Source organism: Pseudoroseicyclus aestuarii (genome assembly GCF_003217255.1).
Lineage (GTDB): Bacteria > Pseudomonadota > Alphaproteobacteria > Rhodobacterales > Rhodobacteraceae > Pseudoroseicyclus > Pseudoroseicyclus aestuarii.
The window spans coordinates 174,610-199,825 of the sequence record NZ_QJTE01000004.1 but is presented as its reverse complement, the minus strand read 5'-3'; the positions used below and the strand labels follow the sequence as shown (position 1 = coordinate 199,825).

The following is a 25,216-nucleotide window of genomic DNA, read 5'->3' as shown; positions in this document are numbered from 1 at the left end:
TCATGGCGGGCCTCAATAGGGGTCGACGGCGTCGCGCAGACCGTCGCCGAGGGCGTTGAAGGCGAAGACGGTGATCAGCACGAAGCCCACGGGCGAGAGGATCCAGGGGTAGCTGCCGATCACGCTGAAGGTGCCGGCATCCTGAAGCATCAGCCCCCAGGAGATCAGCGGCGGCTTCACGGCAAAGCCGAGGAACCCGAGAAAGCTTTCCAGCAGCACGATGGTCGGGATGCCCAGCGTGATCGAGACGATCACGTGGCTCAGGACATTGGGCAGGATGTGCCGGGTGATGATGCGCCCGTCGCCCGCGCCAACCGCCTGCGCGGCACGCACGTAGTCCACGCGCCGGAGCGAGAGGGTCTTCGACCGCACCTCGCGCGACAGCTGCGCCCAGCCGAGGCCGACGATCACCAGCACCACGAAGGTTAGGAACAGCCCCGAGGGCGCCGTCACCGGGATCAGCGTGGCAAGCGCGAGGTAGAGCGGCAGCTGCGGAAAGGCGAGGACGACCTCGACGAAGCGCTGGAACCACAGATCGAAGGTACCGCCGATATAGCCCGAGGTGATGCCCGCCAGCGTGCCGATCACCGTGATCAGAGCCACGGATGTCAGCGCGATGGCGAGGCTGATCCGGCTGCCGACGATGCCCCGGCTCAGGATGTCGCGGCCCAGCTTGTCGGTGCCCAGCAGGTGCAGCGGCGTGCCGCCCTCGGTGCCGATGAAGTGGCGCGACATCTCGATCCCGAAGAGCGAGTATTCCCACCCCTTGGCGAAGAAGACGAGTTGCCGGGGGTTCTCGTAATCGGGCGAGAGGATCGGCTGGAAGGTGATCGGATCGTACTCCGCGCCCTCTGTCAGCGGGAAGGAGACGGGCATCAGGTGCCAGCCGGCCTCGGGGCCCTCGCCGGGGACATGCCAACTGAGGCCGTCGGGCGGCGCGAAGGCGACGTTCGGCGCCTTGGGATCGACCGGGGCGAAGAAGGGCGCGAAAAGCGCGACGATCAGCAGCAGGGCCACCAGCACGAGGCCCAGCACGCCGGGGATGGAGCGGCGCAGCCGGCGCCAGACGAGGGCGCCGTAGCTTTGCCCCTCGGACGAGACGGTGGAGAAGCGCTGGTCCAGCTCTTCCTCGCCGAGGTCGTGGTGCCAGTCCACGGGCGGCATCTCGTCGCCGATGCTGCGCTCGGGCCGCTCGTCCAGCGGCAGCTTGCGGGAGGGATCGGCCATGCTCATGCCTCCTGCCTTCCGACCCGGATGCGCGGGTCGAGCACCGCGAGCAGCAGGTCGGCGATGATGTTGCCGATGATCAGCGTCGCGCCTAGCACCAAGAGCAGCGTGGCGGTGACATAGACGTCGCCGATCCCCATGGAGCCGACGATCGCCGGCCCGACGGTGGCGAGCGAGAAGACGATGGCCACCTCGATCTCGCCGGTCAGCATGTAGGGCAGGATGACGCCCTGGTAGGCGATCAGCGGATGCAGCGCATTGGGCACGGCGTGCTTCATGATCACCGTGCGTTCAGGCAGGCCCTTGGCGCGCGCCGTCTCGACGTATTGCGCGTTCAGCGTGTCGAGCAGGTTCCCCCGCATCACCCGCATGTTGTAGGCCAGCCCGCCGAGCGTGGCGATGAAGATCACCGGCCAGACATGCTCGATCAGGTTCCACAGCTTGGCCCAGTTGAACTGGAGGAAACCCGTCCAGTAGGGCTGCCCGCCGTAGTAGGTGGAATAGAAGCTTCCCAGCTCCTGCACGTTCAGCTTGAAGGCAAGGACGTAGAGGATGATCAGCGCCAGCAGGAAGCGCGGGATGGTCATGCCGAGGAAGCTGACGAAGGACAGGATCGTGTCGGTCCAGCCGTATTGCCGCGTCGCCGCGAGGATGCCGAAGCTGATCCCGAAGACCGAGGCGAGGACGTGGCAGGCCAGCGCCAGCATGATCGTGCGCGGCAGACGCTCGCCCACGACATCGGCGACGGGCCGGTTGTAGAAGTAGGAGTGGCCGAAGTCGCCGCGGCTGACGATGCCCCAGATCCAGCGGACGTATTGCACCGGCAGCGGATCGTTCAGCCCGTTCGCCGCGCGGTACTGGTCGGCGGCGGCATCGGCGGCGGCGACAGAGGCGCCACCCTGGGTGACCATCTGGCTGCGGATGAAGTCGCCGTAATCGCCCGGCGGCGCCTGGATGATGATGAAGGTGATGATGCTCATCACCAGCAGGACGGGGATCGCCTGCAGCAATCGGACCCCGAGGAAACGCAGCATGGCCTGCTCCTGTGGCTGTCGGTGCGCCCGGCGGGCGGCGGGGCGCGGCGACCGGGGCCGCCGCGCCGCTAGGGCGTGCGTCAGTCGCCCGCGGTGACGGGGCCCTCGCCGCCCGGCTCGCCCGGCAGCGCGCCCTCGTAGAGCTCGGCGCCGATCTGGTCCTCCTCGGGGACGAAGAGGCGCTCGCGGATCACGCTGTCCTCGGCCCAGTTGTAGGCGTAGATCGGCACGCCCGGCGCCACGTTGCGGAAGCGCTTGTTGATCACCAGCGCGCCCGGGTACTGCGTCAGCCCGATGCCGTAGAGGTTGTCGGTGTAGAGCTGCTGATAGGTCTTCATCAGCTCGCTGCGTGCCTCGGGGTCATTGGTCGCGATGAAGCCCTCGACCGCCTCGACCATCTCCTCCTCGAAGGGCAGCAGGTCCAGCTCGCCCGCATCGTTGGCGTAGTGGCTGGCCGAGGTGCGCGGCCCCGTCGGCGCCAGCTGCGCCGTGTTCTGCACCACGGTGATGAGGTCGGAGGCGTTGCGCTCCACCCGCCAGTCGTAGCGCCCCGCCGAGACGGCGGCATCGCGGTCGTTGGCCGTCAGCGCGTTCAGCGACAGCTTCAGCCCCGCCTCCTCCATCATCGCGATCACCCCCTCGGCGAGGTTGCGGTCGGTCTGGTAGTCGGTGTTGGTCAGCAGCGTGATCTGCACGTCGCCGGTGCCCGCGGGCGAGCCTTCGGGCCAGTTGTAGAAGCCGTTGCCGTCGGTATCCTCGAGCCCCGCCGCCTCGAAATGCGCCCGCGCGCTTTCAAGGCTGTAGGGATAGAAGACGGTGCTGCCTTCGTCGTAGTACGACGTTCCGGCATAGAGACCGCCCGGATATTGCGCGGTGAAGGGTCCCTTCACGAGGCTGTCGCCCAGCCGCTGCCGGTCGATCACCTGCGTCACGCCCTGCCGGAAATCGAGGTTACGATTGAGCTCGCGCACGGCCTGGCCCCGCGTGTCGGGATTGCCCCAGCCATTGCCCGAGAGGTTCGGATAGAGCGTATAGCCGATGATCCGCGGCCCGAATTCCAGCCGGGCGGGGGCATCGTCCTCGGCGGCGCGGCGCAGGCTTTCGACGAAGTTCTCGGCCTGCTCGAGGTTCGAGAAATCGCCCGTTCCGGCCACCGCCTGCACGTCGCGATCCGCCCATGTCGAGAGGCGGTATTGCAGCTCGTTCAGGTAGGGCAGCTGGTTCCCGTCGCTGTCGACCTTCCAGTAGTAGGGATTGCGCCGCAGGACGATCACGTCGTCGGGGCGGTATTCTACCGGGCTCCAGGCGCCCATGACCGGAAAGTTCATGTAGTCGGGCGGAAAGGCGTTGCGGTAGTCGTCATAGCTCATGTCCGGGTTGTTGGCCGGATGCATGGGCGCGAGGATGTGGCTCGGGCCGGGGCAGAAATCGCCGTAGGCCATGGAATAAAGCACGCGCTCGGGCCGCTCGGTCGTGAAGTCGAAGCGGACTGTATAATCGTCGACGCGGCTCAGCGTCGTGCCCTCGCCGAAGGTCTCGGGAGAGGCCGCGTTCAGCGGCGTGACATTGGGGTCCATGATCGTGTGATCCCAGTAGAACATGACGTCCTCGGCATCGAAGGGATCGCCGTCGGACCATTTCGCCCCCTCGATCAGGTGGACCGTCAGGCTCATCCCGTCCTCCGACCACTCCCACCCGCGGGCGAGGTTCGGCAGCGGCTCGAGGTCGTCTGGCTCGATCTGGAACAGCGGGCCGGTGCGCGTCAGGCATTCGGACATCGCGATGTCGATGCCGCCCCAGCCCTGCGTCTGCCCGGCCCAGTAGTTCCACCCCTCGGGGCGGCCGCCGATCACATGGCGCATGACGTCGCCGTAGACGCCGATGCCGTCGGTCATATTGCTGACCTCGTAGACCATCGGCTCATCCGGCAGCCGCTCTTCGACGGGGGGCAGATCGCCCGCCTCGACGAAGGCATCCATGAAGGCGGGCTGGTGATACTCCGGCAGGCTGCGGTAGGTCGCGATGGCGTCGCGGGTTACGAAATTCGGCTCTCCCTGTGCGGGAAAGGCGGGCGGCGCGGGCGGGGCCGTCGGCTCGACGATCTGGGCCGTCAGGGCCGTCGCGGACACACCTGTCAAAAGCGCTGCCAAGGCAGCGCGCGAAAGCGGTTTCATCAATGATCTCCTCCCTGTGCGGGGCGGACTTCTCCCGGGTCCGCTGGCCGCGTCATCCCCCGTGGCGCGCCTCCTCAAGCGCACCGCGACGTGGCATCATCCTGACCCTCTGCCGCACTTTACGGCAATAGCAGAATCCCCCATAGTTTTCCGGCTTTCCAAGATCCGGCATCAAGAGGCGGTCATGGCAGAGGAGACCGGCGCCGAGCTCGGCGGCCCCGCGCACGAGCGGCACTTCTACGCGCTGACCAAGGCGATCGGCCGCTTCGGCATGCGGGTCTTCTCGCCCAGCGCGATGGAGGCCGCGCATTGGCACGGCCATGTCGAGGCGAATTTCCTGACCGGGGCCGAGATGGAATACGACCTCGACGGGCTGCGGGTGGTGGTGCCGCCCGGGCGCCTCGCGCTGTTCTGGGCCGGCATCCCGCATCGCCTCGTGCGTATTACCCCGCAGGGCGATGGGCCGCCGCGGCTGGCGAACATCTACCTGCCGGTCGACGGCTTCCTGTCGATGCCGCATATCGCCGGGCTTCAGGTCGGGCTGATGAGCGGCGGCCTGCTGCTGCTGCCCCCCGGCGCCTGCGGGCCCGAGGATATCGACCGCTGGTACGCCGATTACCGCAGCCACGAGGTCGAGCGGGCCGAGGTCATGCGGATGGAGATCAACACCCTCCTGCGCCGCGCGCAGATCGGCCCGCCGGAGTGGCTGTGCCGCCCGCTGAGCGCGCCCGAGGGCGGCATCGCGCTGAGCGCGCAGAGCGTGCGGCATGTCGTGGCCATGGTGCGGGTGATCGTCGAGGGGCTGCACAGGCCCATGACCAATGCCGATATCGCCGCCGTAACCGGCCTGCACGAAAGCTACGCCACGCAGCTGTTCAGCCGGATGATGCGGATGCCGCCGAAGAGATTCCTCGTGCGGATGCGGCTGCTTCGGGCGCGGGCCCTGCTGATGGAGAGCGGCACGCCCATCGCGCAGGTGGCCGAGGAATCGGGTTTCTCCTCGATCAGCCAGTTCTACGCCCAGTTCCGCGCGGCCTACGGCCTGCCGCCCAAGGCCCTGCGCGACCGCTATGCCGCGATGGCGCTGCGGTGACCTCCAACGATTGAAGCCGCGCGCCTGCCGCCTAGTCTCTGGGGGCAGGAGGACGCATCATGAACAGACTTGACGGAACCGTATCGGTGGTGACCGGGGGCGGGCGCGGCATCGGCCGGCAGATCGCCCTGACCCAGGCCGAGGAGGGCGCCGCCGTCGCCGTGCTGGCCCGCAGCGCGGCCGAGATCGAGGAGACCGCCGCGCAGATCACGGCCTCTGGCGGGCGGGCGCTGGCGGTGCCGGTGGACCTCGTGCAGCTGGGCGCCGTGGAAGAAGCCATGGCCCGGATCGAGGCGGAGCTTGGGCCGATCCAGACGCTAGTCAACAACCACGGCGCCTTCCGCGCCTTCGGCCCCATCTGGGAGGTCGACCCCGAGGTCTGGTGGCAGGACGTGGAGATCAACCTGCGCGGCACCTTCCATGCCTGTCGCGCCGCGCTTCCGGCAATGCGCGCACGCGGCGCCGGGCGGGTCGTCAACATGGTCGGCGGCGGCACGGGGAACAGCTTTCCCGCCGGCTCGGGCTATGCCTCGAGCAAGGCGGCGATCATGCGCTTCACCGAGTGTCTGAACGACACGCTCACGCCCGAGGGGCTGCGCGCCTTCGCCGTCGATCCCGGCCTCGTGCGCACGGCGATGACCGAGCTGCAGCTGGATACCCCCGAGGGGCAGGCGCATCTGCCCGGCATACGCGAGATGTTCGACAGCGGAGAGGACGTGCCGCCGACGCTGGCCGCCGCGGTCATCGCCGATATCGCCGCCGGGCGCTTCGACCCGCTGCACGGTCGGCTGTTGCGCGGCGCCGACGACCGCGACGCTGTCGAGGCGGAGATGACCGAGATCGCTGAAGACGACCGCCGCGCCCTGCGCTTCAGCGGGCTTTAACGCGCGGGTCCGTCGCCCTCCTGCGCCTCGGCCCGGGCGAACAGCCCTGTCAGCGCCCGGCGCACCAGGTTGGTGACGCCGGGGCGCGGGACGGCGCGGAAGGGCAGGGGGCGGCAGACCTCCATCGCGGCGACACCCACGCGGGCGGTCAACGCGCCGTTGACCACGCCCTCGCCGAAGCGGCGCGAGACGCGGCTGACCAGCCCGCCGCCGGCGACGGAGTGGATCAGGTCGTCGCCCACCGCCACCGCGCCCGTCGCCACGAGGTGCCCCAGCACGCTGCGCGTCAGCCGCCAGGCGCCCAGCGTGCCCGAGCGGCCGCCGTAGATCTCGGCCACGCGGCGGATCATCCGCAGGTTCGAGGTCAGCGCGGCGAAGACATCGGCAAAGGCCAGTGGCACGACGGCCGTCACGGTCGCCACCTGCCGCGCCGCGATCTCGACCTCTCGCTGGGCCCGCGCGTCGAGCGGGGCGAGAAGCTCGCGTTCGGCCAGCGCCAGAAGGCCGTCGGCGTCGAAGACATCGGCCGTCCGCTCCTCCAGCCGCTTGCGCCCCCAGGAGGTGTCGTCGCGGCTGGTGTAGAGCGCGCCCAGTTTGGCGGCAAAGGCCCGCGCCTCCGTCAGATCGCCAGAGGCGAGGATCGCGGCGGCTTCCTTGTGCAGGTGGTCGAGCCGGGCGAGGCGGAAGAAGGCCGTGATCTCGCGCAGGGCCAGCGCCAGCACGATCAGCGCCAGTGCGATCACCAGCGCGGCGGCGAGGTAGCCGAGGACCGGCACGCTGGCGATCAGCCCCGTCACCCAGACCCAGGCGGCCTGCGTCAGCAGCGCCGTGACCAGCGCCCCGGCCAGCGCCCAGAACCAGCGCGCCAGCCGCGAGGGGCGCCGCCCGGCCAGCGCCGCCGCCCGCTGCATCGCGGCGCCCTGCACCGGTTCCATGCCCAGTTCCGGCACCGGCGGCGCGGTATCGGGGCGCGGCGCGGCGGCATCCTCCTCCAGCTCGATCATCACCGGGCCGCGGCGGCCTTGCGGGTCGGTCATCGGCGCCACTCCATCCTGATATCGGGAAGACCCTCGTCGTTGTCGCCCGCCGTTCCGCCGACCTCGGCAAAGCCGTGCCGGGCATAGAACCGCCGCGCGCCGTCATTCGCCGCGAAGGTCCAGAGGCGGAGGCAGTCGCGCCCCTCCTTCGCCCGTTCGAGCAACAGGGCGCCGCCTCCCTGCCGCCGGGCGGAGGCCCGAAGGTAGAGCGCCGCGACCTGCTCCTCCCGGCGGGCCAGGAAGCCCTGTGGCGCAGCATCGCGCAGCACCCAGACCTCGGCCGTTTCGACGAGGTGCTCGGCGAAATCGGCATCCTCATCCCGCGTGTGGATGCGCGGCATCCAGGGCGTCTCGTCGATCCAATCCGAGAGAAGAGCTCCGAGGGCCGGCGCATCCTCGGCCCGGGCTTGCTCTAGCCGCATCACAGGCGGTCCCCGAAAAGAAACTGCGCCGCGCGGTCGAGGCGGATGTGCGGCGGGCCTTCGCCGGGCGCCAGCTCCAGCCGGGCGGGGGCGAAGTTCATGATGCCGTAATCCTCGTCCAGCCAGCGCTCCGCGCCGGAGCGGGCGGGCGAGAGGATCTTCGACGGATCGCTGGGCAGCTCCCCGGCATGCAGCGCCGCCATGCGCCCCGTCTCGGCCAGCCGCCCGCGCACGACGTCGAGGCTGCGGCCCCCGTGCTCGACCCGGTCCTCGACCGTGGCGCGCAGCGCGGCGATGGCCATGGCCTGCGTCGTGGCGCCGGCGAAATCGGCGCGGTCGCGGGCATCGCGCAGCAGCGCCTCGGTGATCGCCTGCAGCGCCGGGTGCTGGCTGTGGTGCAGGTGATCGGCTTTGGTCGCGGCGAAGAGGATGCGGTCGATTCGCCTCCCGCGCAGCAGGCGCGAGAGCACCGCGTTGCGGCCGGGGCGGAAGGCGCCGAGGATATCGGCCATGGCCTCGCGCAGGTCCTCGACCGCGCGGGGGCCGGCATGGATCGCGCCCAGCACGTCGACCAGCACCACCTGCCGGTCGATGCGGGCGAAATGCTCGCGGAAGAACTTCTGCACCACGTTGCGCACGTAGCTGTCGTAGCGCCGCTCGAACTCGCGCCAGAGGCTGCGGCGAGTGGGATCGTCAGGCTTCGGCATCGGGGCGAAGGTCAGGACGGGCGAGCCCTCCATCTCGCCGGGCAGAAGGAAGCGGCCGGGCGTCAGGTCGGAATAGCCGGCCTCGCGCGCGGTATCGAGGTAGGTCGTCCAGGCGCGGGCGAGGGCCTGCGCCGCCGGCTCCTCATGCTCGGCGGCGGGATCGGCCTTGGCCAGCGCCTCCCGGTAAACCGCCCCCTCGGCGCGGCCCTCGGCCCGGCGCAGCGCCTGCGCGGACCAGTCGGCATAGCTTTTCTCCAGCAGCCCGAGGTCGAGCAGCCATTCGCCGGGGTAGTCCACGATATCGAGGTGGACGGTCCGCGGCCCCTGCACGCCCGCCAGCATCCCCTCGGGCTGAAGCCGCAGCGACAGCCGCAGTTGCGAGGCGCGGCGCGTGCCCTCGGGCCAATAGGGCTCGGGCCCCAGCAGCGCGCCCAGATGCCCCTCGAGGTCGAAGCGCGGCATGGTGTCGTCAGGCTGCGGCTGCAGATAGGCGGCGAGGATGCGCGGGTTGGCAGCAAGCTGCGGCATCCGCGCCCGGTCCATCAGGTTCGCGACGAGCGAGGTGATGAAGACGGTCTTGCCCGCCCGCGACAGCCCGGTCACGCCCAGCCGGATCACCGGATCGGAAAAGGGCGCCAGCGCCAGATCCGCCGCGTCCTGCGTGCTGCGCCAGAGGCCCCCGGCGATGGAGGAGAACACGGACGGCCCCCTTTCTTCGTTGCTTGGCAGGAAGATAGGGTGCCGGGGCGGGGATGAACAGGGCAGCGGCGCTGGCGATGCGTCCCGCGGCTTGCTAGACCGCGCCCCATGCTCGTCCTCGACAAGATCATCTCGGACCGCGGCTCGCGCTATGCCGTTTCGGGCGCGCCCTGCGGCAGCGAGGAGGAGGCGAAGGCGCTGGTCGCGGAGCTGAAGCGGCGCAAGCGCTTCGCCAAGGCCACGCACCACAGCTGGGCCCTGCTGCTGCCCGAGGCGCCGGTGAAGAACGACGATGGCGAGAGCGGCGCTGGCGCGGTGATCCTGCGCATACTCGAGCGCGAGGGGCTGGAGCGGCACCTTGTCGTCGTGACCCGCTGGTACGGCGGCAAGCATCTGGGCGGCGACCGCTTTCGCCACGTGCAGGAGGCGGTGCGCCAGTACCTCGCGGCGCTGGGATGAGCGACATCCACCAGCGCCTCGCCCGCTCCGCCTTTCGCAGCCGCTTCCGGCTGGGGGACAAGGAGCGGGACTACGCGAACGCCAAGGGTCGCGGCACAATTCTATCGCATGCGGAGGATTTCGTCGCGCAGCGCCTCGCCCCGGCACAGCCTAAGAACGACGGGCGGCAGACGCCGATGCGCGGGCACCCGGTCTTCATCGCGCAGCACGCCACCGCCACCTGCTGCCGCGGTTGCCTGGCGAAGTGGCACGGGGTGCCGCAGGGCCGCGAGATGACCGCGGTGGAGCAGGGGCGGGCGGCGGCGGTGATCCTCGAATGGATCGACCGCCAGATGGGCTACCGCGCCGGGGCCGGGCCGACGTAGCGCGATTGCGGGCGGATCAGGCGGCCCGTCCGTTCCTCTTCCCTGACATGGGCGGTCCAGCCCGCGACCCGACCGGCGGCGAAAACGCAGGTGAAGCTGTCGCGCGGCCATCCCAGCGCCTCGAGCAGGAGGGCGGTGTAGAACTCCACGTTGGTCTGCAGCGGGCGATCCGGCTTGCGCTCGGCCAGAAGGGCGAGGGCCTCGGCCTCGACCGTCTCGGCCAAGGCGATGCGGCCGCTGCCGCGCAGGGTCTGAACGCCGGCCTTGAGGACGTCGGCGCGCGGGTCGCGGACCCGGTAGATGCGGTGGCCGAAGCCCATCAGCCGCTCGCCCCGGTCCAGCGCCGCCGCGAGCCAGGGGCGGGCGTTTCCCGCCTCTCCGATCCCGTCGAGCATGTCGAGGACCGGCCCCGGCGCGCCGCCGTGCAGCGGCCCCTTCAGCGCGCAGAGCGCCGCCACGACCGAGGAGACGGTGCCGGCCCGCGTCGAGGCGACGACCCGCGCGGCGAAGGTCGAGGCGTTGAGCCCGTGATCCGCCACGGTCACGAGGTAACGGTCCAGCGCGGCAACCTGCGCTGGCTCCGGCGCGGCGCCCGTCAGCATAGCCAGCATGTCCTCGGCATGGCCGCGCGCGGGGTCCGGTGCGACGGGCGTTTCGCCCATGGCGAGGCGGGCGATGGCGGCGGTGAAGGTGCCCGTGGCGGCGACAGAGCGGATCGCCGCGTCCTGGGTATCCGGCAGGGCCGAGAGCATGAGGCGCAGCGCAGGCACCGGGGGCAGGGCGCGGGCGGCAGGCAGCAGGGGCTGCATCAGGGCGAAGGCCTCTTGCCGGGCGGCGCCGAGGGCGCTGCGCAGGGCCTCCGCCTCCATCGGTTGCGGGGTCTTCTGCGGGGCCGTCCCCTCCCAGAGCAGCGCCAGCATCGCCTCGAAGGGCTGGCCTGCGAGGGCGTCGAGGTCCCGTCCGCGCAGGATCAGGCGACCAGCCGCGCCATCGACATGCGACAGGGCGGTTTCGGCGGCGACGGTGTCCTGCAGACCGGGGGTGAAGCCTTGGGTCATGGGCTGTCCTATCATGGTGACGGGCCGCAGGCTTGACGGTGCATCAGTGGTCAGTCAATCTTGATACAGACAATCAATGTAGGGCCATGACCGAGAGCCATCTGGACGCCGAAGGTGCGGCACAGGCGCTGGGCGTCAGCCGCGCCACGCTTTACGCCTATGTCAGCCGGGGCCGGATCGGCACCGATCCCGCGCCCGGTGATCCGCGCCGGCGCCTCTACCGGCGCGCCGATATCGACGCGCTTCTCCAGAAGAAGGCGCAGGGCCGGCGTCCGGGGCAGGCGGCAGAGGCGGCGCTGGACTGGGGCCTGCCGGTCCTTGCCTCGGGGCTGTCGCAGATCGAGGGCGGGCGGCTGCTGTACCGCGGGCGGGACGCGGCGGACCTCGCGCAGGAGGCCAGCCTCGAGGAGGCCGCGCGGCTGCTCTGGGGTTGCGGGGCCTCCGATCCCTTCGTGGCCCCGCCGCCCGCGCCCTGGAAGAAGGCGCAGATGAAGGCCGCGCGGCGGCTGCCGTTGACCGAGGGCTGCCAGCTGCTGCTGCCTAGTCTGCCCGAGGGGCGCCGCGCGGCATGGCAGCGCAGCCCGGCCTACCTCTGGCCCGGCGGCGCGGCGCTGATGCGGGCGATGGCGGCGGCGGTAAGCGGCACGCAGCCCTCGGACCTGCCGCTGCATCGGCACCTCGCCCAGGCCTGGGGCGCGGAGGATGGCGCCGAGCTGATCCGCCGCGCGCTGGTGCTGCTGGCCGATCACGAGCTGAACGCCTCGGCCTTTGCGGTGCGAGTCGTCGCCTCCACCGGCGCCTCGCTGGGGGCCTGCCTGCAGGCCGGGCTCTCGGCGCTCTCGGGGCCGCTGCATGGCGGCGCCACATCGCTGGTCGAGCGTCTGCTGGACGAGGTGCAGGCGCTGGGCGCGGAGCCGGCGCTCGAGGCGCGGCTGCGGCGGGGCGAGGGGGTGCCGGGCTTCGGCCACAAGCTCTATCCGCAGGGCGATGCCCGCGCGGCGGCGCTGCTGCCGCTGCTGCCGCCCGATGCGGGGCGGGACAGGCTGATCGCGCTCATGGCAGAGGGGTCAGGACGGGCGCCGACGATCGACGTGGCGCTGGTCGCGCTGCGGCGCGCGCTGGACCTGCCGCCGGGCGCGGCGCTCGCGCTCTTTGCCGTGGGGCGCAGCGCGGGCTGGGTTGCCCATGCGCTGGAGCAGGGCGGGGAGGACCGTTTGATCCGCCCCCGTGCCCGCTACAGCGGGCCGGGGGCGGAGACGGGCTGAGACCCGGGCGCGAGGGGGCTTCCCCGCGCCCGGAGCGGATCAGGCGAGGCGGGCGATCAGGGCGCCGTTCGGGCCCAGCGTCACCTTGCCGCCGTCCACGCTGCTCTCCATCTGGAACAGCACGTCGCCGGTGGCCGGAATCTCGGCCTCGGTGGCCTCGTTCGAGAGGTTGAAAACGCAGAGCACCGCGCCGCCGCGGATGAAGCCGAGCACCGGCTGCTGCGCCTTGAGGAACTCCGTCCGGCCGGTCCTGAGCTCGGGCGTGGTGCCGCGCACCTTCAGGAGGGCGCGGTAGGTCTCGAGGACCGAGCCTTCGACCCCTTGCTGCGTGTCGACGGCGCGCGAGAGCTGCGGCGCCTTCACGGGCAGCCAGGGCTTCACCTCCGAGAACCCGCCGTAGGGGGCATCGGCCTCCCAGACCATCGGCGTGCGGCAGCCGTCGCGGCCCTTCGCCTCGGGCCAGAAGGTCATGCCCTCGGGATCGGTCAGCTCGTGGAACTCGATGTCGGTCTCGGTCTGGCCGACCTCTTCGCCCTGGTAGATGCAGACCGATCCCTCGAAGCTCAGCAGCATCGCGGCCGAAAGCTTGGCGATGGCGTCCTGGCTGGCGCCATGCTCCGCGAAGCGGGTCACGTGGCGGATGACGTCGTGGTTCGACATCGCCCAGCAGGGCCAGCCCTCGGGGGCGAGGCTGAAGAACTTGTCGATCTGGCTGCGGAAGTGGCCCGGCGTGAAGTTGGGGCTCAGCATCTCGAAGCTGTAGGCCATGTGCAGCCGGTTGGCGCTGGTGTACTCGCCCATGATCTCGATCGCGTGGTGGCTTTCGCCGACCTCGCCGATCAGGGTGCGCGCGTCGTACTGGTCAAGCAGGGCCCGCATCTTGCCCAGGAAGACCAGGTTCTCGGGCTGGTTCTTCGAGAACAGGTGGTACTGCATGTCGTAGGGCTTGACCGCCGGCCAGACGCCCTTGCGGAAGTCCGCCGGATCGTCGCGCAGGTGCTGGTCGTGGAAGTAGAAGTTCACGGTGTCGAGGCGGAAGCCGTCGACGCCCTTGTCCAGCCAGAACTTCATCGTGCCCAGAAGCCAGTCCTGAACCTCGGGGTTGTGGAAGTTCCAGTCGGGCTGTTCCTTCAGGAAGTTGTGGAAGTAGTACTGCTTGCGCCGCGGCTCCCACTCCCAGGCGATGCCGCCGAAGATGGCCTGCCAGTTGTTGGGGGCAGAGCCGTCCATCTTGGGATCGGCCCAGACGTACCAGTCGGACTTGTCGTTGTCCTTGGACTGGCGCGACTGCTCGAAGAAGGGGTGCTGGTTCGAGCTGTGCGAGAGCACCTGGTCGATGATGACCTTCAGCCCGAGGCGATGCGCCTCGGTGACCATCGCCTCGAAATCCTCCATCGTGCCGAAGGACGGATCGATGCCGGTGTAGTCGGCGACGTCGTAGCCCATGTCGGCCATGGGCGAGGTGAAGATCGGCGAGAGCCAGATCGCATCGACGCCGAGGTCGGCGATATGGCCGAGCCGGCTGGTGATCCCCTTCAGATCGCCGATGCCGTCGCCCGAGCTGTCCTGGAAGGAGCGGGGGTAGATCTGGTAGGTGACGGACCCGCGCCACCAGTCTGCGTTGGACATAAGAACCCTTTCCTGCAATCGGGACTATCGCTTTTCCAAACCCCTTTCAGAGGCGGCCAGCCTTGGCAAGGCGCCGGGCCGGCCATGGGGCGCGGGATCACGCCGCTTTTGATCGATCTGGCCTTTGGCGATGCCGCGGCGGGCGGACGTTGACAGGCGGGCCGCACCGGATATAAGGCGCGCTTCACTGGTGTTGGTGGGCCCCGCGAGGGGACTCCTGTCGGGGATCGCTTCCCAGAGGACAACGCCCTTCTGCCGCAAGGCACATTGAAAGAAGGAGATCAGACGGTGACCAAACGCACCTCTGCCAAGTACAAGATCGACCGCCGCATGGGCGAGAACATCTGGGGACGCCCGAAGTCCCCGGTGAACCGCCGCGAATACGGCCCCGGCCAGCACGGCCAGCGCCGCAAGAACAAGATGAGCGACTTCGGCATCCAGCTGCGCGCCAAGCAGAAGCTGAAGGGCCACTACGGCGACCTGACCGAAAAGCAGTTCCGCCGCATCTTCGCCGAGGCCGAGCGCCGCAAGGGCGACACCGGCGACCTGCTGATCGGCCTGCTGGAAAGCCGTCTGGACGCGGTCGTCTACCGCGCCAAGTTCGTGCCGACCGTCTTCGCCGCGCGCCAGTTCGTGAACCACGGCCATGTCGAGGTGAACGGCAAGCGGGTGAACATCCCCTCCTATCGCGTGAAGGAAGGCGACGTCATCTCGGTCCGCGACAAGTCCAAGCAGCTCGCCAGCGTGCTCGAGGCCGTCAGCCTCGCCGAGCGTGACGTGCCCGACTACATCGACGCCGACCACAACAAGATGACCGCCACCTTCGTGCGCGCCCCGAGCCTGGGCGATGTGCCCTTCGCGGTGCAGATGGAGCCGAACCTGGTCATCGAATACTACGCTCAGAACTGATCCGGCGGGGCGCGCCCGCGCGCCCCGGGACGGGATGAAGGACGGGCCGTGCGAGGGATCGCGCGGCCCGTTTTGCGTCTCGCCCACCGCATTCGGCCCGTCCGGCGCGGGAACCTGCCACGGGGCGGTTCCCGTTGATGCGGGCAAACCGGCGGAGGCTGCGATGATACCCTTATGGCTGCACTGGCTCTCGATCCTGTCGCTGCTGCTGGCAGCGGTCTGCGCGGTGCTGATCGCGCTGGACCTGCGCCGGCATCCGCAGAAGATGTGGATCATGGGCCTCGTCTGGCCGCTGGTGGCGCTTTTCGGCAGCCTTGCCGCACTGATCGCCTACAGGCGCGTCGGTCGGGCCGAAGACAGCAGTTTCGCCGCCAGCGTCGGCACTGGCGCCGCGCATTGCGGGGCGGGCTGTACCCTGGGCGATATCATCGCCGAATGGCTGGTGATCGCCGTGCCCGGCGTTGCGGTCTGGTTCGGCTACGGCAGCCTCTTCCGGCACGAGATTTTCGCGGTCTGGATCCTCGACTACATCCTCGCCTTCGGCATCGGCGTGGTGTTCCAGTACTTCGCCATCGCGCCGATGCGCGGGCTGGGCCTGCGCGCGGGGCTGGTGCAGGCGGTCAAGGCGGACGCACTGTCGCTGACCTCTTGGCAGGTCGGGATGTACGGCTTCATGGCCGTCGCGCATTTCTGGCTTTTTGGCCACGTTCTGGGCGTGACGCTTGAGCCGGCGAGTGTCGAGTTCTGGTTCATGATGCAGATCGCGATGCTCTGCGGTTTCACGACCGCCTACCCGGTGAACTGGTGGCTGATCCGCCGCGGCATCAAGGAGCGGATGTAGCGCCACGCGGGCCGCGCTGTTCCATCTTGCGCCGCGGCACGCTAGAGGATCGCCCCTGACAGAGACCGCTGGAAGGAGTGCAGCGCATGGCCCCCTCTCATCCCGTCTACGGCCGCATCGACGGCCCCATCGTGATGATCGGCTTCGGCTCGATCGGCAAAGGGACCTGGCCGCTGATCGAGCGGCACTTCGACTACGACGCGGACAAGTTCACCGTGATCGACCCCGATCCGGAGGTCGGCCACTTCCTGCGCCAGCACAAGCTGAACCACCGCCAGGTCGCGCTGACGCCCGAGAACTACCGCGAGGTGCTGACCGAGCTTTTCGCCGAAGGGCGCGGCTTCTGCGTCAACCTCAGCGTCGATACCTCGAGCCTCGAGATCATGAAGCTCTGCCGCGAGCTGGGCGTTCTTTACATCGATACCGTGGCCGAGCCCTGGAAGGGCTTCTACTTCGAAACCGCCGACAACCCCAGCCGCACCAACTACCGCCTGCGCCAGGCGATCCGCGACGAAAAGGCGCGCAGCCCCGGCGGCACGACCGCCGTCTCCTGCTGCGGCGCCAATCCCGGCATGGTCAGCTGGTTCGTCAAGGATGCGCTGCTGACGCTGGCCCGCGACACCGGGCGCGGCGAGACGGCGCCGGCGGACCGCCCTGGCTGGGCCGGGCTGATGCGGGATCTGGGCGTGCAGGGTGTGCATATCGCCGAGCGCGACACCCAGGCCCGCGCCCGCCCGCGCCCCCGCGGCAGTTTCGTGAATACCTGGTCGGTCGAGGGCTTCATTGCAGAAGGTTTCCAGCCGGCGGAGCTGGGCTGGGGCACGCATGAGCCCTGGTTCCCCGAGATCGGCCACCGCCACGAGGAGGGGTGCCAGGCCTCGATCTGGCTGGACCGCCCCGGCGCGATCACCCGCGTGCATTCCTGGTGCCCGACGCCCGGCCCGCAGTTCGGCTACCTCGTGACGCATAACGAGGCGATCTCGATCTCCGACTATTACACCGTGGGGCAGGGGGCAGAGCCGGAGTATCGGCCGACCTGTCATTATGCCTATCACCCCTGCGACGACGCGGTGCTGTCCCTGCACGAGATGTTCGGGGCCGGGGTGCAGCAGCAGAGCCACCATATCCTGTCGGAGGACGAGATCGTCGAGGGCATCGACGAGCTTGGCGTGCTGCTCTACGGGCACGAGAAGAACGCGCTGTGGTACGGCAGCCGCCTGTCGAACGCCGAGGCGCGCGATCTGGCGCCCTACCAGAACGCGACGGGCCTGCAGGTGACCAGCGCGGTTCTGGCCGGCATGGTCTGGGCGCTTGAGAATCCGCAGGCGGGCATCGTCGAGACCGACGAGATGGACCACGCCCGCTGCCTCGAGGTGCAGAAGCCCTACCTCGGACCGGTCGAGGCGCATTACACCGACTGGACGCCGCTCAAGGACCGCTGGGCGCATTTCCCCGAGGATATCGACGAGAGCGAGCCCTGGGCCTTCCGCAACGTCCTGGCCACCTGACGGCGGAACGGCGCTCGCGCGGGGCTGCGCCCGCGCATCGCCCCGCCCGCCGTCCCCTATGGCGCGGGGCGCGCCGCGCCGATAGAACCGCCCGAGGACAGGGGAGACAGACCATGCCGATCACGCCGCAGCCCGGTATCATGCAGATCGCCCTCTACAAGGGCGGGCAGAGCACGCTGCCCGGGCATCCCGACGTGCTGAAGCTGTCCTCGAACGAAAGCCCCTGGGGCCCGTCGCCCGAGGTCGGCCCGGCGCTTGCGCAGGCAGCGCAGACCCTGAACCGCTACCCCTCGACCGACCACGCCGCGCTGCGCGCCGCTATCGCCGAGGTCTACGGGCTGGATGCCGAGCGGGTGATCTGCGGCGTCGGCAGCGACGAGGTGCTGCAATTCGCCGCGCAGTGCTATGCCGGGCCGGGCGACGAGGTGATCTATACCGAGCATGGCTTTGCCATGTACCCGATCTTTGCCAATGCCGTCGGCGCGGCGCCGGTCAAGGTGGCCGAGCGCGAGCGCCGGGTCGATGTCGATGCCATCCTCGCCGCCTGCACCGAGCGGACGGCGCTGGTCTTCGTCACCAACCCCGGCAATCCCACTGGTACCACCCTGCCGGAGGCCGAGCTTGTCCGCCTCGCCGAGGGGCTGCCCGAGCGGGCGCTGCTGATCGTCGACGGCGCCTATGACGAGTTCGCTGCAGAGCGGGACGTCGGCCTGCGCCTTGCGGAGCGCGACAACGTGCTGGCCACGCGCACCTTCTCCAAGCTCTTCGGGCTGGGCGGGCTGCGCATCGGCTGGGGCTATGGCCCCGCCGCCGTGATCGAGGTGCTCAACCGGGTGCGCCAGCCCTTCAACCTGTCGCAGGTGCAGCTTGCGGCGGCAGAGGCGGCGGTACGCGATCAGGCCTTTGCGCGCGAGGTTCAGGCCGAGACGCTGGTGCAGCGCGCGCGGCTGACCGAGGGGCTGCAAGCGCTCGGCATCGCCTGCGACGAGAGCGAGGCGAACTTCGTCCTCGCCCGCTTCGCCGACGAGGCCGAGGCAGGCGCCTGCGACGAGGCCCTGCGCGAGGTCGGGATCATCGTCCGCCGGGTCACCGGCTACGGCTTTCCCGAGGCGCTGCGCATGACCGTCGGCCGGCCGGAGGAGGTGGACCGCCTCCTCTCCGCGCTGTCGCGCTTCAAGGGGGCGGCATGAGCCGCCTTTATGACCGCGTCGCGCTGATCGGGCTGGGGCTTATCGCCTCGTCCATGGCGCATGCGATCCGGCAGGCGGGGCTGGCGGGTGAGGTCGCGGGGTACGACATCGACGCAGGCCACCGCGAGACCGCGCGCGAAATCGGCCTCTGCGACGTGATCTGCGACAGTGCCGCCGAGGCGGCGCAGGGTGCGGACCTGGTCATGCTTTGCGTGCCGGTGGGCGCGATGGGCGCCGTGGCCGAGGACATCGCGCCGGTGCTGAAACCCGGCGCGACGGTCAGCGATACAGGCTCGGTCAAGCGGGCGGTGATCGACGCCGTGGTGCCGGCCCTGCCCGACGGCGTGCATTTCATCGCCGGCCACCCGCTGGCGGGGACCGAGCAATCCGGCCCGCGCGCCGGTTTTGCCGCGCTCTTCTCGGGGCGCTGGTGCATCCTCGTGCCGAACGGCGCGCCGCAGGCGGCGCAGGACCGGCTGGCCGCCTTCTGGACGGGCATGGGCGCGCATGTCGACTGGATGGACGCCGATCACCACGACCTCGTGCTGGCGGTGACGAGCCATACGCCTCACCTCATCGCCTATACGATGGTCGGCGTGGCGGACGATCTGGGCCGGGTGACGGACAGCGAGGTCGTGAAGTATTCCGCCGCGGGCTTCCGCGACTTCACCCGCATCGCCGCCTCCGATCCGACGATGTGGCGCGATGTCTTCCTGAGCAACAAGGAGGCGACGCTCGAGATCCTGGGCCGTTTCACCGAGGAGCTTTTCGCCCTGCAGCGGGCGATCCGCACCGGCGACGGGCAGCAGCTGCACGATTACTTCACCCGCACCCGCGCGATCCGCCGGGGCATCATCGAGGCCGGGCAGGACACCGCGGCGCCGGACTTCGGCCGGGGCGGCGGCACCAAGGCCGGGGGCGGCAACGCGTGAGGCAGACCGCCCGGCTGGCCGGCCTGCTGCTGCTCTACGCTGCCCCGGTTCTGGCCGAGGCGCCGCTTGAGGCGCCCTTGCCGCAGGCGCGCCCCGAGGGCACCCCTTCCGCTCCGCCGGCAGCCGCGCCCGCCCCTGAGGCGGCGGTCGTGCAGGCCCTGCGCCCGCCGCTGCGCCCCGGGGCGCTGACCGCCCGGGTCGAGGCCGATCGCGCCGAGGCGCGGCGGGGCATGATCTGCGGCCGGCCCGAGTTGCAGGGCGACAGGCTCGGCACGGTCGAGGGGCCGGGCGCCTGCGGCGTCGAGGACGCGGTGCGTGTGCGCAGTGTCGACGGAATCGCCCTGTCGCGGCCGCTGACGGTGAACTGCAATACCGCCGTCACGCTGCTGGACTGGGTGCAGGAGGCTGCGCGGCCGGTGCTGGCGGGCTACGGCGGCGGGCTGGCGCAGCTTCGCGTGGCGGGGGGCTATACCTGCCGCCCGCGCAACAACCGGGCGGGCAATCGGCTGTCGGAACATGCCTACGGCCATGCCGTCGACATCATGGGCTTTGCCTTGCGCGACGGCACGCGGCTGACGCTGACGGATGACTGGTCCGGCCCCTATGCCGGCGCCTTCCGCGCCCTGCACAAGGCCGCCTGCGGCCCCTTCGGCACCGTGCTGGGGCCGGAGGCGAACGCGCTGCACCACGACCACTTCCACTTCGACACGGCCGCGCGCAGCTCCGGCGCCTACTGCCGCTGAGGGGGCGTCAGCCGCCGGGCGGCACGAAGAGGCGCGGCGCGGGCCCCAGCGGCACGAAGCCCAGGCGCATTGCGCCGCCCTCGAAGGTGATCGGCGCCTCGATGGCATCGCCATCGGCCATGGCGCTGGCCGCGCCGCGCACCATCCGGGCCGAGCCGCCGGTCAGCAGGCCGGCCTCTTCGGCCAGGTCGATCAGCTGCTGCCAGCCGCCGATGCGCAGCACCAGCTCGCCCTCGGGGATGCCCGCGTCGTCGAGCAGCAGATCGCCGCTGCCGGCGATGGTCACCGCGCCCCAATCGACCTCAAGCCCGCGCAGCTCGATGCTGCGAACCTGCGGCCAGGCGGTCATCCCGCGGTCCAGTGCCTGGTCTAGGCCAAGGCGCGCATCCAGGCTGACCTCGGCCAGCCGGTCAGGCAGCGCGCCCTCGGGATCGAGCCGCTCGGCCAGCACCGGGGGCAGGGCGAGGTCGTCCAGCTGGGCATAGGCGTCGTAGAGCACGCCGCTTTCCGGCGCCTCTTGCTGGGTTTCATCGGGCGCGAGCCGCAGCGCCGCGAGACCCTCCGCGGCCGAGATCTCCCACCCCAGGCTCGAGGCGGCGCGCAGGGGGCCGCTGTCCAGCGTCAGCGAGGTCAGCGGAACCTGTGGCGCGAAGCCGACCCGGATGTCGCCGCGCAGGTCATCGGCCACGATGTCGATCGTCTGGCGCGGCAGCGTGACGGTCTGACCGGGCGCGAAGAAGGCCAGGACCCGGTTCGGTCGGTAGCTGAGCGCGTCGAGCCGCAGCTCCGGCGTCTGCCAGGCCAGCGCGCCGGCGGGATCGCTCAGCGCCACGTCCCGAAGCCGCAGGTCGAAGCGGTAGGGGAAGCCGCCGACCCGCTCCGTCTCGTAGGCGACGGTCCAGCCGCGCGCGCGCAGCGCCTCGGCGCTGCGGTCGAGACCGCGGTCCAGCAGCCAGACGGCGACGAACCACCAGCCCAGGAACAGCACTGCCGCCACCGTCAGCAGGATCACTATGATGCGCATCGCTCTTTCTCCGGACAGGCCGATTGGCTACCACGCCCCAGTGACTAGCGTGCAACGGGCAGGAGGGCCAGAATGTCGCTTTGGGTCTTCGGCTATGGCTCGCTCCTGTGGAAGCCAGAGTTCACGCCCGAGGAAAGCGCCGTCGCGCGCCTCGACGGCTGGCACCGCAGCTTCTGCATGAGCTCGATCCACTATCGCGGCACGCCCGAGGTGCCGGGGCTGGTGCTGGCGCTCGATGCCGCGCCGGGGGCCAGCTGCACCGGCCTCGCCCTGCGCGCGGCGCCAAGGGACGAGGCCATGGTGCTGGATATGCTGCGCAAGCGCGAGCTGATCTCGGACGCCTATGTGGAAATGCGCCTGCCGCTGACCCTTTCCGACGGGCGCGAGGTCGAGGCGCTGACCTACGTGATCAACCGGCAGACGGCGCAATACGTCCACCTCGATCTCGAAGAGCAGGCCCGGAAGATCGCCCGTGCCTCGGGGCCGATGGGCAGCAATGCCGACTACCTGCTCAACACCGCCAGCCACCTGCAGGGACTGGGGCTGGCCGATCCCGACCTCGACTGGCTGTCGCGGCGGGTGCAGACACTGATGCACGAAAGCGACAGCTGACCGCAGGGCGCTTGGCATTTCGGCGGCTGCACCTATGCTGCCGCGTGACTGGCAATTGGGGGACCCGCCGCGCATGGCAGCCACAGGCTCGCAGCCCGAGCTGCATTTCTCCAAGCCGCTGCGGCAGATCGGCTCGATGCTGGCGGTTCTGGCGCTTGTCCTTCTGGGCCTCGTGCTGGTCTTTCCGACCTTCATCGCGATCTACGATTCCAACCCCTACCTGAACGCCGCCATCGCCGGCTTCTTCATCCTCGGCGTGCTGGCCTGCTTCCGGCAGGTGATCGCGCTGATGCGCTCCGTCCGCTGGATCGAGGAGTTTGCCCGCAGCCCCGAGGAGCAGACATGGGAGGCGCCGGCCCTGCTGCTGCCGCTGGCGACGCTGCTGCGCGGGCGCGGCGCAAGGATGCGGCTTTCGGCGAACTCGGCCCGGACAATCCTTGAATCGGTGGGCCAGCGGGTCGAGGAAGACCGCGAGATCACGCGCTACCTCGGCAATACGCTGATCTTCCTCGGGCTTCTGGGCACCTTTTACGGCCTTGCCACGACCGTGCCGGCGCTGGTCGACACCATTCGCTCGCTCAACCCCGGCGAGGGGGAATCGGGCACGGCGATCTTCAGCCGCCTGCAGCAGGGCCTCGAGACGCAGCTTGGCGGCATGGGCACGGCCTTCTCCTCCTCTCTGCTGGGGCTGGCGGGCAGCCTGGTGATCGGCCTGTTGGAGCTTTTCGCGACCCACGGCCAGAACCGCTTCTACCGCGAGCTCGAGGAATGGCTCAGCTCGATCAGCCGGGTTGGATTTGCCGAAGAGGGCGGCGAGGCCGGCCTCATGGCGCAGGTCGTCGACGGTCTCTCCGAGCAGATGGAGGGGCTGCATACCCTCATCGCGCGCGGCGAGGCCGGGCGCGGGCAGCTCGACGCGCGGCTCGAGCAGCTCTCGGGCGTGATGGAGCGGCTGGCCGACAGCGTGCAGGACAGCAGCAATGCCCGCGCGCTCGAGCGGGTGGCCGAGGGGCAGGAGCGGCTGATCGCGGTGCTGGAACAGCGCGAGGCGCCCGAGGGGCTGGATGCCGAAAGCCGCATGCGCCTGCGGTCGATGGACGTGCAGCTTCTGCGCATCCTCGAAGAGATCAGCGCCGGCCGGCAGGAAACCGTGGCCGAACTGCGCGCCGATATCGCCCCCCTGATCGAGGCGCTGCGGCGCGGGGCCCAGCCGGCCTCGCCGACGCTGGGGCCGCGTCGGCGCCCGCTCTCCGCCCGCGACTCGGAGGTCTAGGGCGATGGCGCTGAACCGCCGCTCCCCGCGGTTCCAGGCCAATATCTGGCCCGGCTTCGTCGATGCGATGACGGGCCTGCTGCTGGTGCTGATGTTCGTGCTGACCATCTTCACCGTGGTGCAATTCGTCCTGCGCGACACCATCACCGGCCAGGAGACGGAGCTGAACGAATTGACCGCCGAGGTCGCCAGCCTCGCCGAGGCGCTGGGGCTGGAGCGCGACCGCTCCGCCAGCCTCGAGGAGCAGGCGCGCGATCTCGGGGCCACCCTGCAGGAGGCGACGAGCCGGGCCGAGCAGCAGGCAGCACTGATCGCCGGGCTGACGCAGGAGCGGGACGCGGCACAAGGCGCGGCGGCCCAAAGCGAGGCGCGCATCGCGGCGCTGCTGTCCGAGCGGGCCACCGCCCGCCAGCGGATCGCCGGGCTCGAGCGCGACCTGAGCGGCGCCGAGGACCGGGCCGACACCCTCGTGCAGGCGCGCGACGCGGCTGAGGGTGCCCTTGACGAGGCCGAGGAAGCCGCCCGCCTCGCCGCCGCCCGGCGCGAGGCGCTGGAGGCACTGGTCGCGGAGATGCGGGCCGGGGCCGAGGAGGCCGAGGGCCGTATCGCCGCGCTAGAAGGCGCGCAGGGTGACAGTGCCGAGCAGATCGACGCCCTCGAGGCGGAGCGCCTTGCCGAGGCCGCCGCCGCGCAGGCGCTGCGCGAGCGGCTCGAGGATGCGGATGCCGAGCTGACGGCGATGACCCTGCAGCTCGAGGAGCAGCGGCGGCAGGCGGAAGAAACGCTGACGCTGCTGGCCGCCGCGGAATCGGCCAGCGAGGGGCTGGATGCGCGGCTGGCCGAGGCGCTTCTGGCGCAGCAGCAGGCTGCCGAGGCGCGGGAGGATGCGCAGGATCGGGCAGAGAGCCTCGAGGCCCGCCTCGCCGCCGCGCTGGGCGCGCGTGACGGGGCCCAAGCCGATCTCGCGCAGGTGCAGCAGGCGCTGGACGCGGCCCTCGCCGAGGGGGCCACCACCGAGGAGGCGCTGCGCAGGCGCCTCGCCGAGGCGGTTCTGGCGCGCGAGACGGCCGAAGGCACGGCGGCCGAGGCCGCGGCAGAGCGGCTGACGCTGGAAGAGCGGCTTGAGGCGGCGCTGCTGGCCCGCGACAGGTTGCAGGGCGAGGTGGACACGCTGACCGGCGAGGGCGCCGAGCGGGCCGATCTGCAAGCGCGCCTGGCCGAGGCGCTGGCCTCGCTGGAAACCGCGCGTGGCGCGGCAGAGGAGAGCCAGGACGAGGCAGAGCGCCGGGCCGCGCTTCTTGCCACGGCGCGGCAGCAGCTGACCGAGGAAGAGGTGCAATCCGCCGAGGCACAGCGCCGGGTGCAGGCGCTGAACCAGCAGGTTGCGGCATTGCGCGGTCAGCTGGACCAGCTCCAGGGCCTCTTGGACGAATCGCGCGCCTCGGACGCGGCCTCGGAGGTGCGGGTCGAAAGCCTGGGCGCGGAGCTGAACCAGGCGCTCGCCCGCGTTGCCGAGGAAGAGCGCCGGCGCCGCCAGCTCGAGGAGGAGGCGCGCCTCGCGGCCGAGGCGGAGGCCGCGGATCTGGAGAGCTATCGCTCGGATTTCTTCGGGCGGCTGCGCTCCGTACTCGAGGGGCAGGAGGGGCTGCGGATCGTCGGCGACCGCTTCGTCTTCTCTTCCGAGGTGCTCTTCGCGCCCGGCTCCGCGACGCTCTCCGCGGCGGGGGAGGCCGAGATCGCGAGCGTCTCGGGCCTGCTGCGGCAGATCGCGGCGGAGATTCCCGATGGCATCGACTGGGTGATCCGGGTCGACGGGCATACCGACAACATCCCGCTGTCGGGCACCGGCGAATTCGCCAACAACTGGGAGCTGAGCCAGGCGCGGGCGCTGTCGGTCGTGCAATACATGATCGACGAGCAGGGCATCCCGCCGCAGCGCCTTTCGGCCAATGGTTTTGCCGAATACCAGCCCCTCGACCCGGCTGACACGCCCGAGGCGCGGGCGCAGAACCGCCGGATCGAGCTGAAGCTGACGGAGCGCTAGGGCGGGACGACGCTCGCTCGCGGCTGCGCCGCCGCATCGCCCCGCCCGCCCTCCCGCAGAGTGCGGGCAGGACCCCGCGCGGGGCTT

23 protein-coding genes are annotated in these 25,216 nt (G+C 70.4%); 14 read left to right on the top strand and 9 right to left on the bottom strand.

All coding sequences use genetic code 11. From position 1 onward, the window contains the following. Positions 1-12: 12 nt before the first annotated feature. The 3 genes from DFP88_RS12815 to DFP88_RS12805 form a co-directional block, all read right to left on the bottom strand. Entirely contained in the window at positions 13-1,227 is a 1,215-nt protein-coding gene (locus tag DFP88_RS12815) for an ABC transporter permease (protein ID WP_220032334.1), read from the bottom strand. A 2-nt stretch (positions 1,228-1,229) separates the two neighbouring features. After that, complete coding sequence (locus tag DFP88_RS12810) at positions 1,230-2,261, bottom strand: ABC transporter permease (protein ID WP_110815091.1); 1,032 nt, start codon at positions 2,259-2,261, stop codon at positions 1,230-1,232. An 80-nt stretch (positions 2,262-2,341) separates the two neighbouring features. Further along, positions 2,342-4,390 carry an ABC transporter substrate-binding protein gene (locus tag DFP88_RS12805; RefSeq protein WP_245904810.1) on the bottom strand — a complete coding sequence of 683 codons (2,049 nt, stop codon included), beginning with the start codon at positions 4,388-4,390 and terminating at the stop codon, positions 2,342-2,344. A gap of 229 nt (positions 4,391-4,619) precedes the next feature. Here DFP88_RS12805 and DFP88_RS12800 point away from each other — a divergent pair, with 229 nt between their 5' ends. Then, positions 4,620-5,528: a helix-turn-helix domain-containing protein gene (locus DFP88_RS12800; protein WP_110815089.1), complete on the top strand. Its 909-nt coding sequence runs from the start codon at positions 4,620-4,622 to the stop codon at positions 5,526-5,528. Positions 5,529-5,587: 59 nt separating this feature from the next. Continuing rightward, complete coding sequence (locus DFP88_RS12795) at positions 5,588-6,412, top strand: SDR family NAD(P)-dependent oxidoreductase (RefSeq protein ID WP_110815088.1); 825 nt, start codon at positions 5,588-5,590, stop codon at positions 6,410-6,412. Here the strand turns inward: DFP88_RS12795 and DFP88_RS12790 are convergent. Genes DFP88_RS12790 through DFP88_RS12780 form a run of 3 tightly spaced genes read right to left on the bottom strand, consistent with a single transcriptional unit; the run spans position 6,409 to position 9,277 of the window. Next, on the bottom strand, positions 6,409-7,449 hold the full coding sequence (locus tag DFP88_RS12790) for a YcjF family protein (protein WP_110815246.1): 1,041 nt from the start codon (positions 7,447-7,449) through the stop codon (positions 6,409-6,411). The two genes, DFP88_RS12795 and DFP88_RS12790, sit on opposite strands and share 4 nt — an antisense overlap. After that, positions 7,446-7,871, bottom strand: coding sequence for a GNAT family N-acetyltransferase (locus tag DFP88_RS12785; protein ID WP_110815087.1), 426 nt, complete (start codon positions 7,869-7,871; stop codon positions 7,446-7,448). The genes DFP88_RS12790 and DFP88_RS12785 overlap by 4 nt, the downstream gene beginning before the upstream one ends. Continuing rightward, positions 7,871-9,277 (bottom strand): YcjX family GTP-binding protein, encoded by a 1,407-nt coding sequence (locus DFP88_RS12780; protein WP_110815086.1) that lies wholly within the window; start codon positions 9,275-9,277, stop codon positions 7,871-7,873. Before DFP88_RS12780 ends, DFP88_RS12785 begins: the two co-directional genes overlap by 1 nt. Before the next feature lie 108 nt (positions 9,278-9,385). Between DFP88_RS12780 and DFP88_RS12775 the strand changes: the two genes are divergently transcribed. After that, positions 9,386-9,736, top strand: a complete 351-nt coding sequence (locus DFP88_RS12775) for a YigZ family protein (RefSeq protein ID WP_110815085.1) — start codon at positions 9,386-9,388, stop codon at positions 9,734-9,736. Then, complete coding sequence (locus DFP88_RS12770; RefSeq protein WP_110815084.1) at positions 9,733-10,101, top strand: DUF4186 domain-containing protein; 369 nt, start codon at positions 9,733-9,735, stop codon at positions 10,099-10,101. The genes DFP88_RS12775 and DFP88_RS12770 overlap by 4 nt, the downstream gene beginning before the upstream one ends. Here the strand turns inward: DFP88_RS12770 and DFP88_RS12765 are convergent. Then, on the bottom strand, positions 10,074-11,159 hold the full coding sequence (locus tag DFP88_RS12765; RefSeq protein ID WP_110815083.1) for a citrate synthase: 1,086 nt from the start codon (positions 11,157-11,159) through the stop codon (positions 10,074-10,076). The genes DFP88_RS12770 and DFP88_RS12765 overlap by 28 nt on opposite strands. Positions 11,160-11,245: 86 nt before the next feature. On the opposite strand from DFP88_RS12765, the gene DFP88_RS12760 reads away from it, so the two are divergent. Then, the gene (locus DFP88_RS12760; protein WP_110815082.1) at positions 11,246-12,424 is read left to right on the top strand and encodes a citrate synthase family protein; all 1,179 of its coding nucleotides are present in this window, start codon (positions 11,246-11,248) and stop codon (positions 12,422-12,424) included. Between the two features lie 39 nt (positions 12,425-12,463). Here the strand turns inward: DFP88_RS12760 and DFP88_RS12755 are convergent, their stop codons facing one another. Continuing rightward, positions 12,464-14,053 carry an alpha-glucosidase gene (locus DFP88_RS12755; protein ID WP_110815081.1) on the bottom strand — a complete coding sequence of 530 codons (1,590 nt, stop codon included), beginning with the start codon at positions 14,051-14,053 and terminating at the stop codon, positions 12,464-12,466. Positions 14,054-14,341: 288 nt separating this feature from the next. Between DFP88_RS12755 and rpsD the strand changes: the two genes are divergently transcribed. The 6 genes from rpsD (at position 14,342) to DFP88_RS12725 (ending at position 20,176) form a co-directional block, all read left to right on the top strand. After that, entirely contained in the window at positions 14,342-14,962 is a 621-nt protein-coding gene (gene rpsD / locus DFP88_RS12750) for a 30S ribosomal protein S4 (protein WP_110815080.1), read from the top strand. Between the two features lie 163 nt (positions 14,963-15,125). After that, positions 15,126-15,803: a DUF4396 domain-containing protein gene (locus DFP88_RS12745; protein WP_110815079.1), complete on the top strand. Its 678-nt coding sequence runs from the start codon at positions 15,126-15,128 to the stop codon at positions 15,801-15,803. Between the two features lie 86 nt (positions 15,804-15,889). Then, the gene (locus tag DFP88_RS12740) at positions 15,890-17,311 is read left to right on the top strand and encodes a homospermidine synthase (protein ID WP_110815078.1); all 1,422 of its coding nucleotides are present in this window, start codon (positions 15,890-15,892) and stop codon (positions 17,309-17,311) included. 113 nt (positions 17,312-17,424) lie between these two features. After that, positions 17,425-18,501, top strand: coding sequence for a histidinol-phosphate transaminase (hisC, locus tag DFP88_RS12735; RefSeq protein WP_110815077.1), 1,077 nt, complete (start codon positions 17,425-17,427; stop codon positions 18,499-18,501). Continuing rightward, positions 18,498-19,433, top strand: coding sequence for a prephenate/arogenate dehydrogenase family protein (locus tag DFP88_RS12730; protein ID WP_110815076.1), 936 nt, complete (start codon positions 18,498-18,500; stop codon positions 19,431-19,433). Before hisC ends, DFP88_RS12730 begins: the two co-directional genes overlap by 4 nt. Then, positions 19,430-20,176, top strand: a complete 747-nt coding sequence (locus tag DFP88_RS12725; RefSeq protein WP_110815075.1) for an extensin-like domain-containing protein — start codon at positions 19,430-19,432, stop codon at positions 20,174-20,176. Before DFP88_RS12730 ends, DFP88_RS12725 begins: the two co-directional genes overlap by 4 nt. A 7-nt stretch (positions 20,177-20,183) precedes the next feature. Here DFP88_RS12725 and DFP88_RS12720 read toward each other — a convergent pair whose 3' ends face one another. After that, positions 20,184-21,200: a DUF2125 domain-containing protein gene (locus DFP88_RS12720; RefSeq protein WP_110815074.1), complete on the bottom strand. Its 1,017-nt coding sequence runs from the start codon at positions 21,198-21,200 to the stop codon at positions 20,184-20,186. 72 nt (positions 21,201-21,272) lie between these two features. On the opposite strand from DFP88_RS12720, the gene DFP88_RS12715 reads away from it, so the two are divergent. The 3 genes from DFP88_RS12715 (at position 21,273) to DFP88_RS12705 (ending at position 25,129) form a co-directional block, all read left to right on the top strand. After that, a complete protein-coding gene (locus DFP88_RS12715; RefSeq protein ID WP_110815073.1) occupies positions 21,273-21,812 on the top strand; it encodes a gamma-glutamylcyclotransferase in 540 nt (179 codons plus the stop codon). Between the two features lie 73 nt (positions 21,813-21,885). Continuing rightward, positions 21,886-23,085: a biopolymer transporter ExbB gene (locus tag DFP88_RS12710; RefSeq protein WP_110815072.1), complete on the top strand. Its 1,200-nt coding sequence runs from the start codon at positions 21,886-21,888 to the stop codon at positions 23,083-23,085. Positions 23,086-23,089: 4 nt separating this feature from the next. Next, positions 23,090-25,129, top strand: a complete 2,040-nt coding sequence (locus DFP88_RS12705; protein ID WP_110815071.1) for a peptidoglycan -binding protein — start codon at positions 23,090-23,092, stop codon at positions 25,127-25,129. Positions 25,130-25,216: the final 87 nt, after the last annotated feature.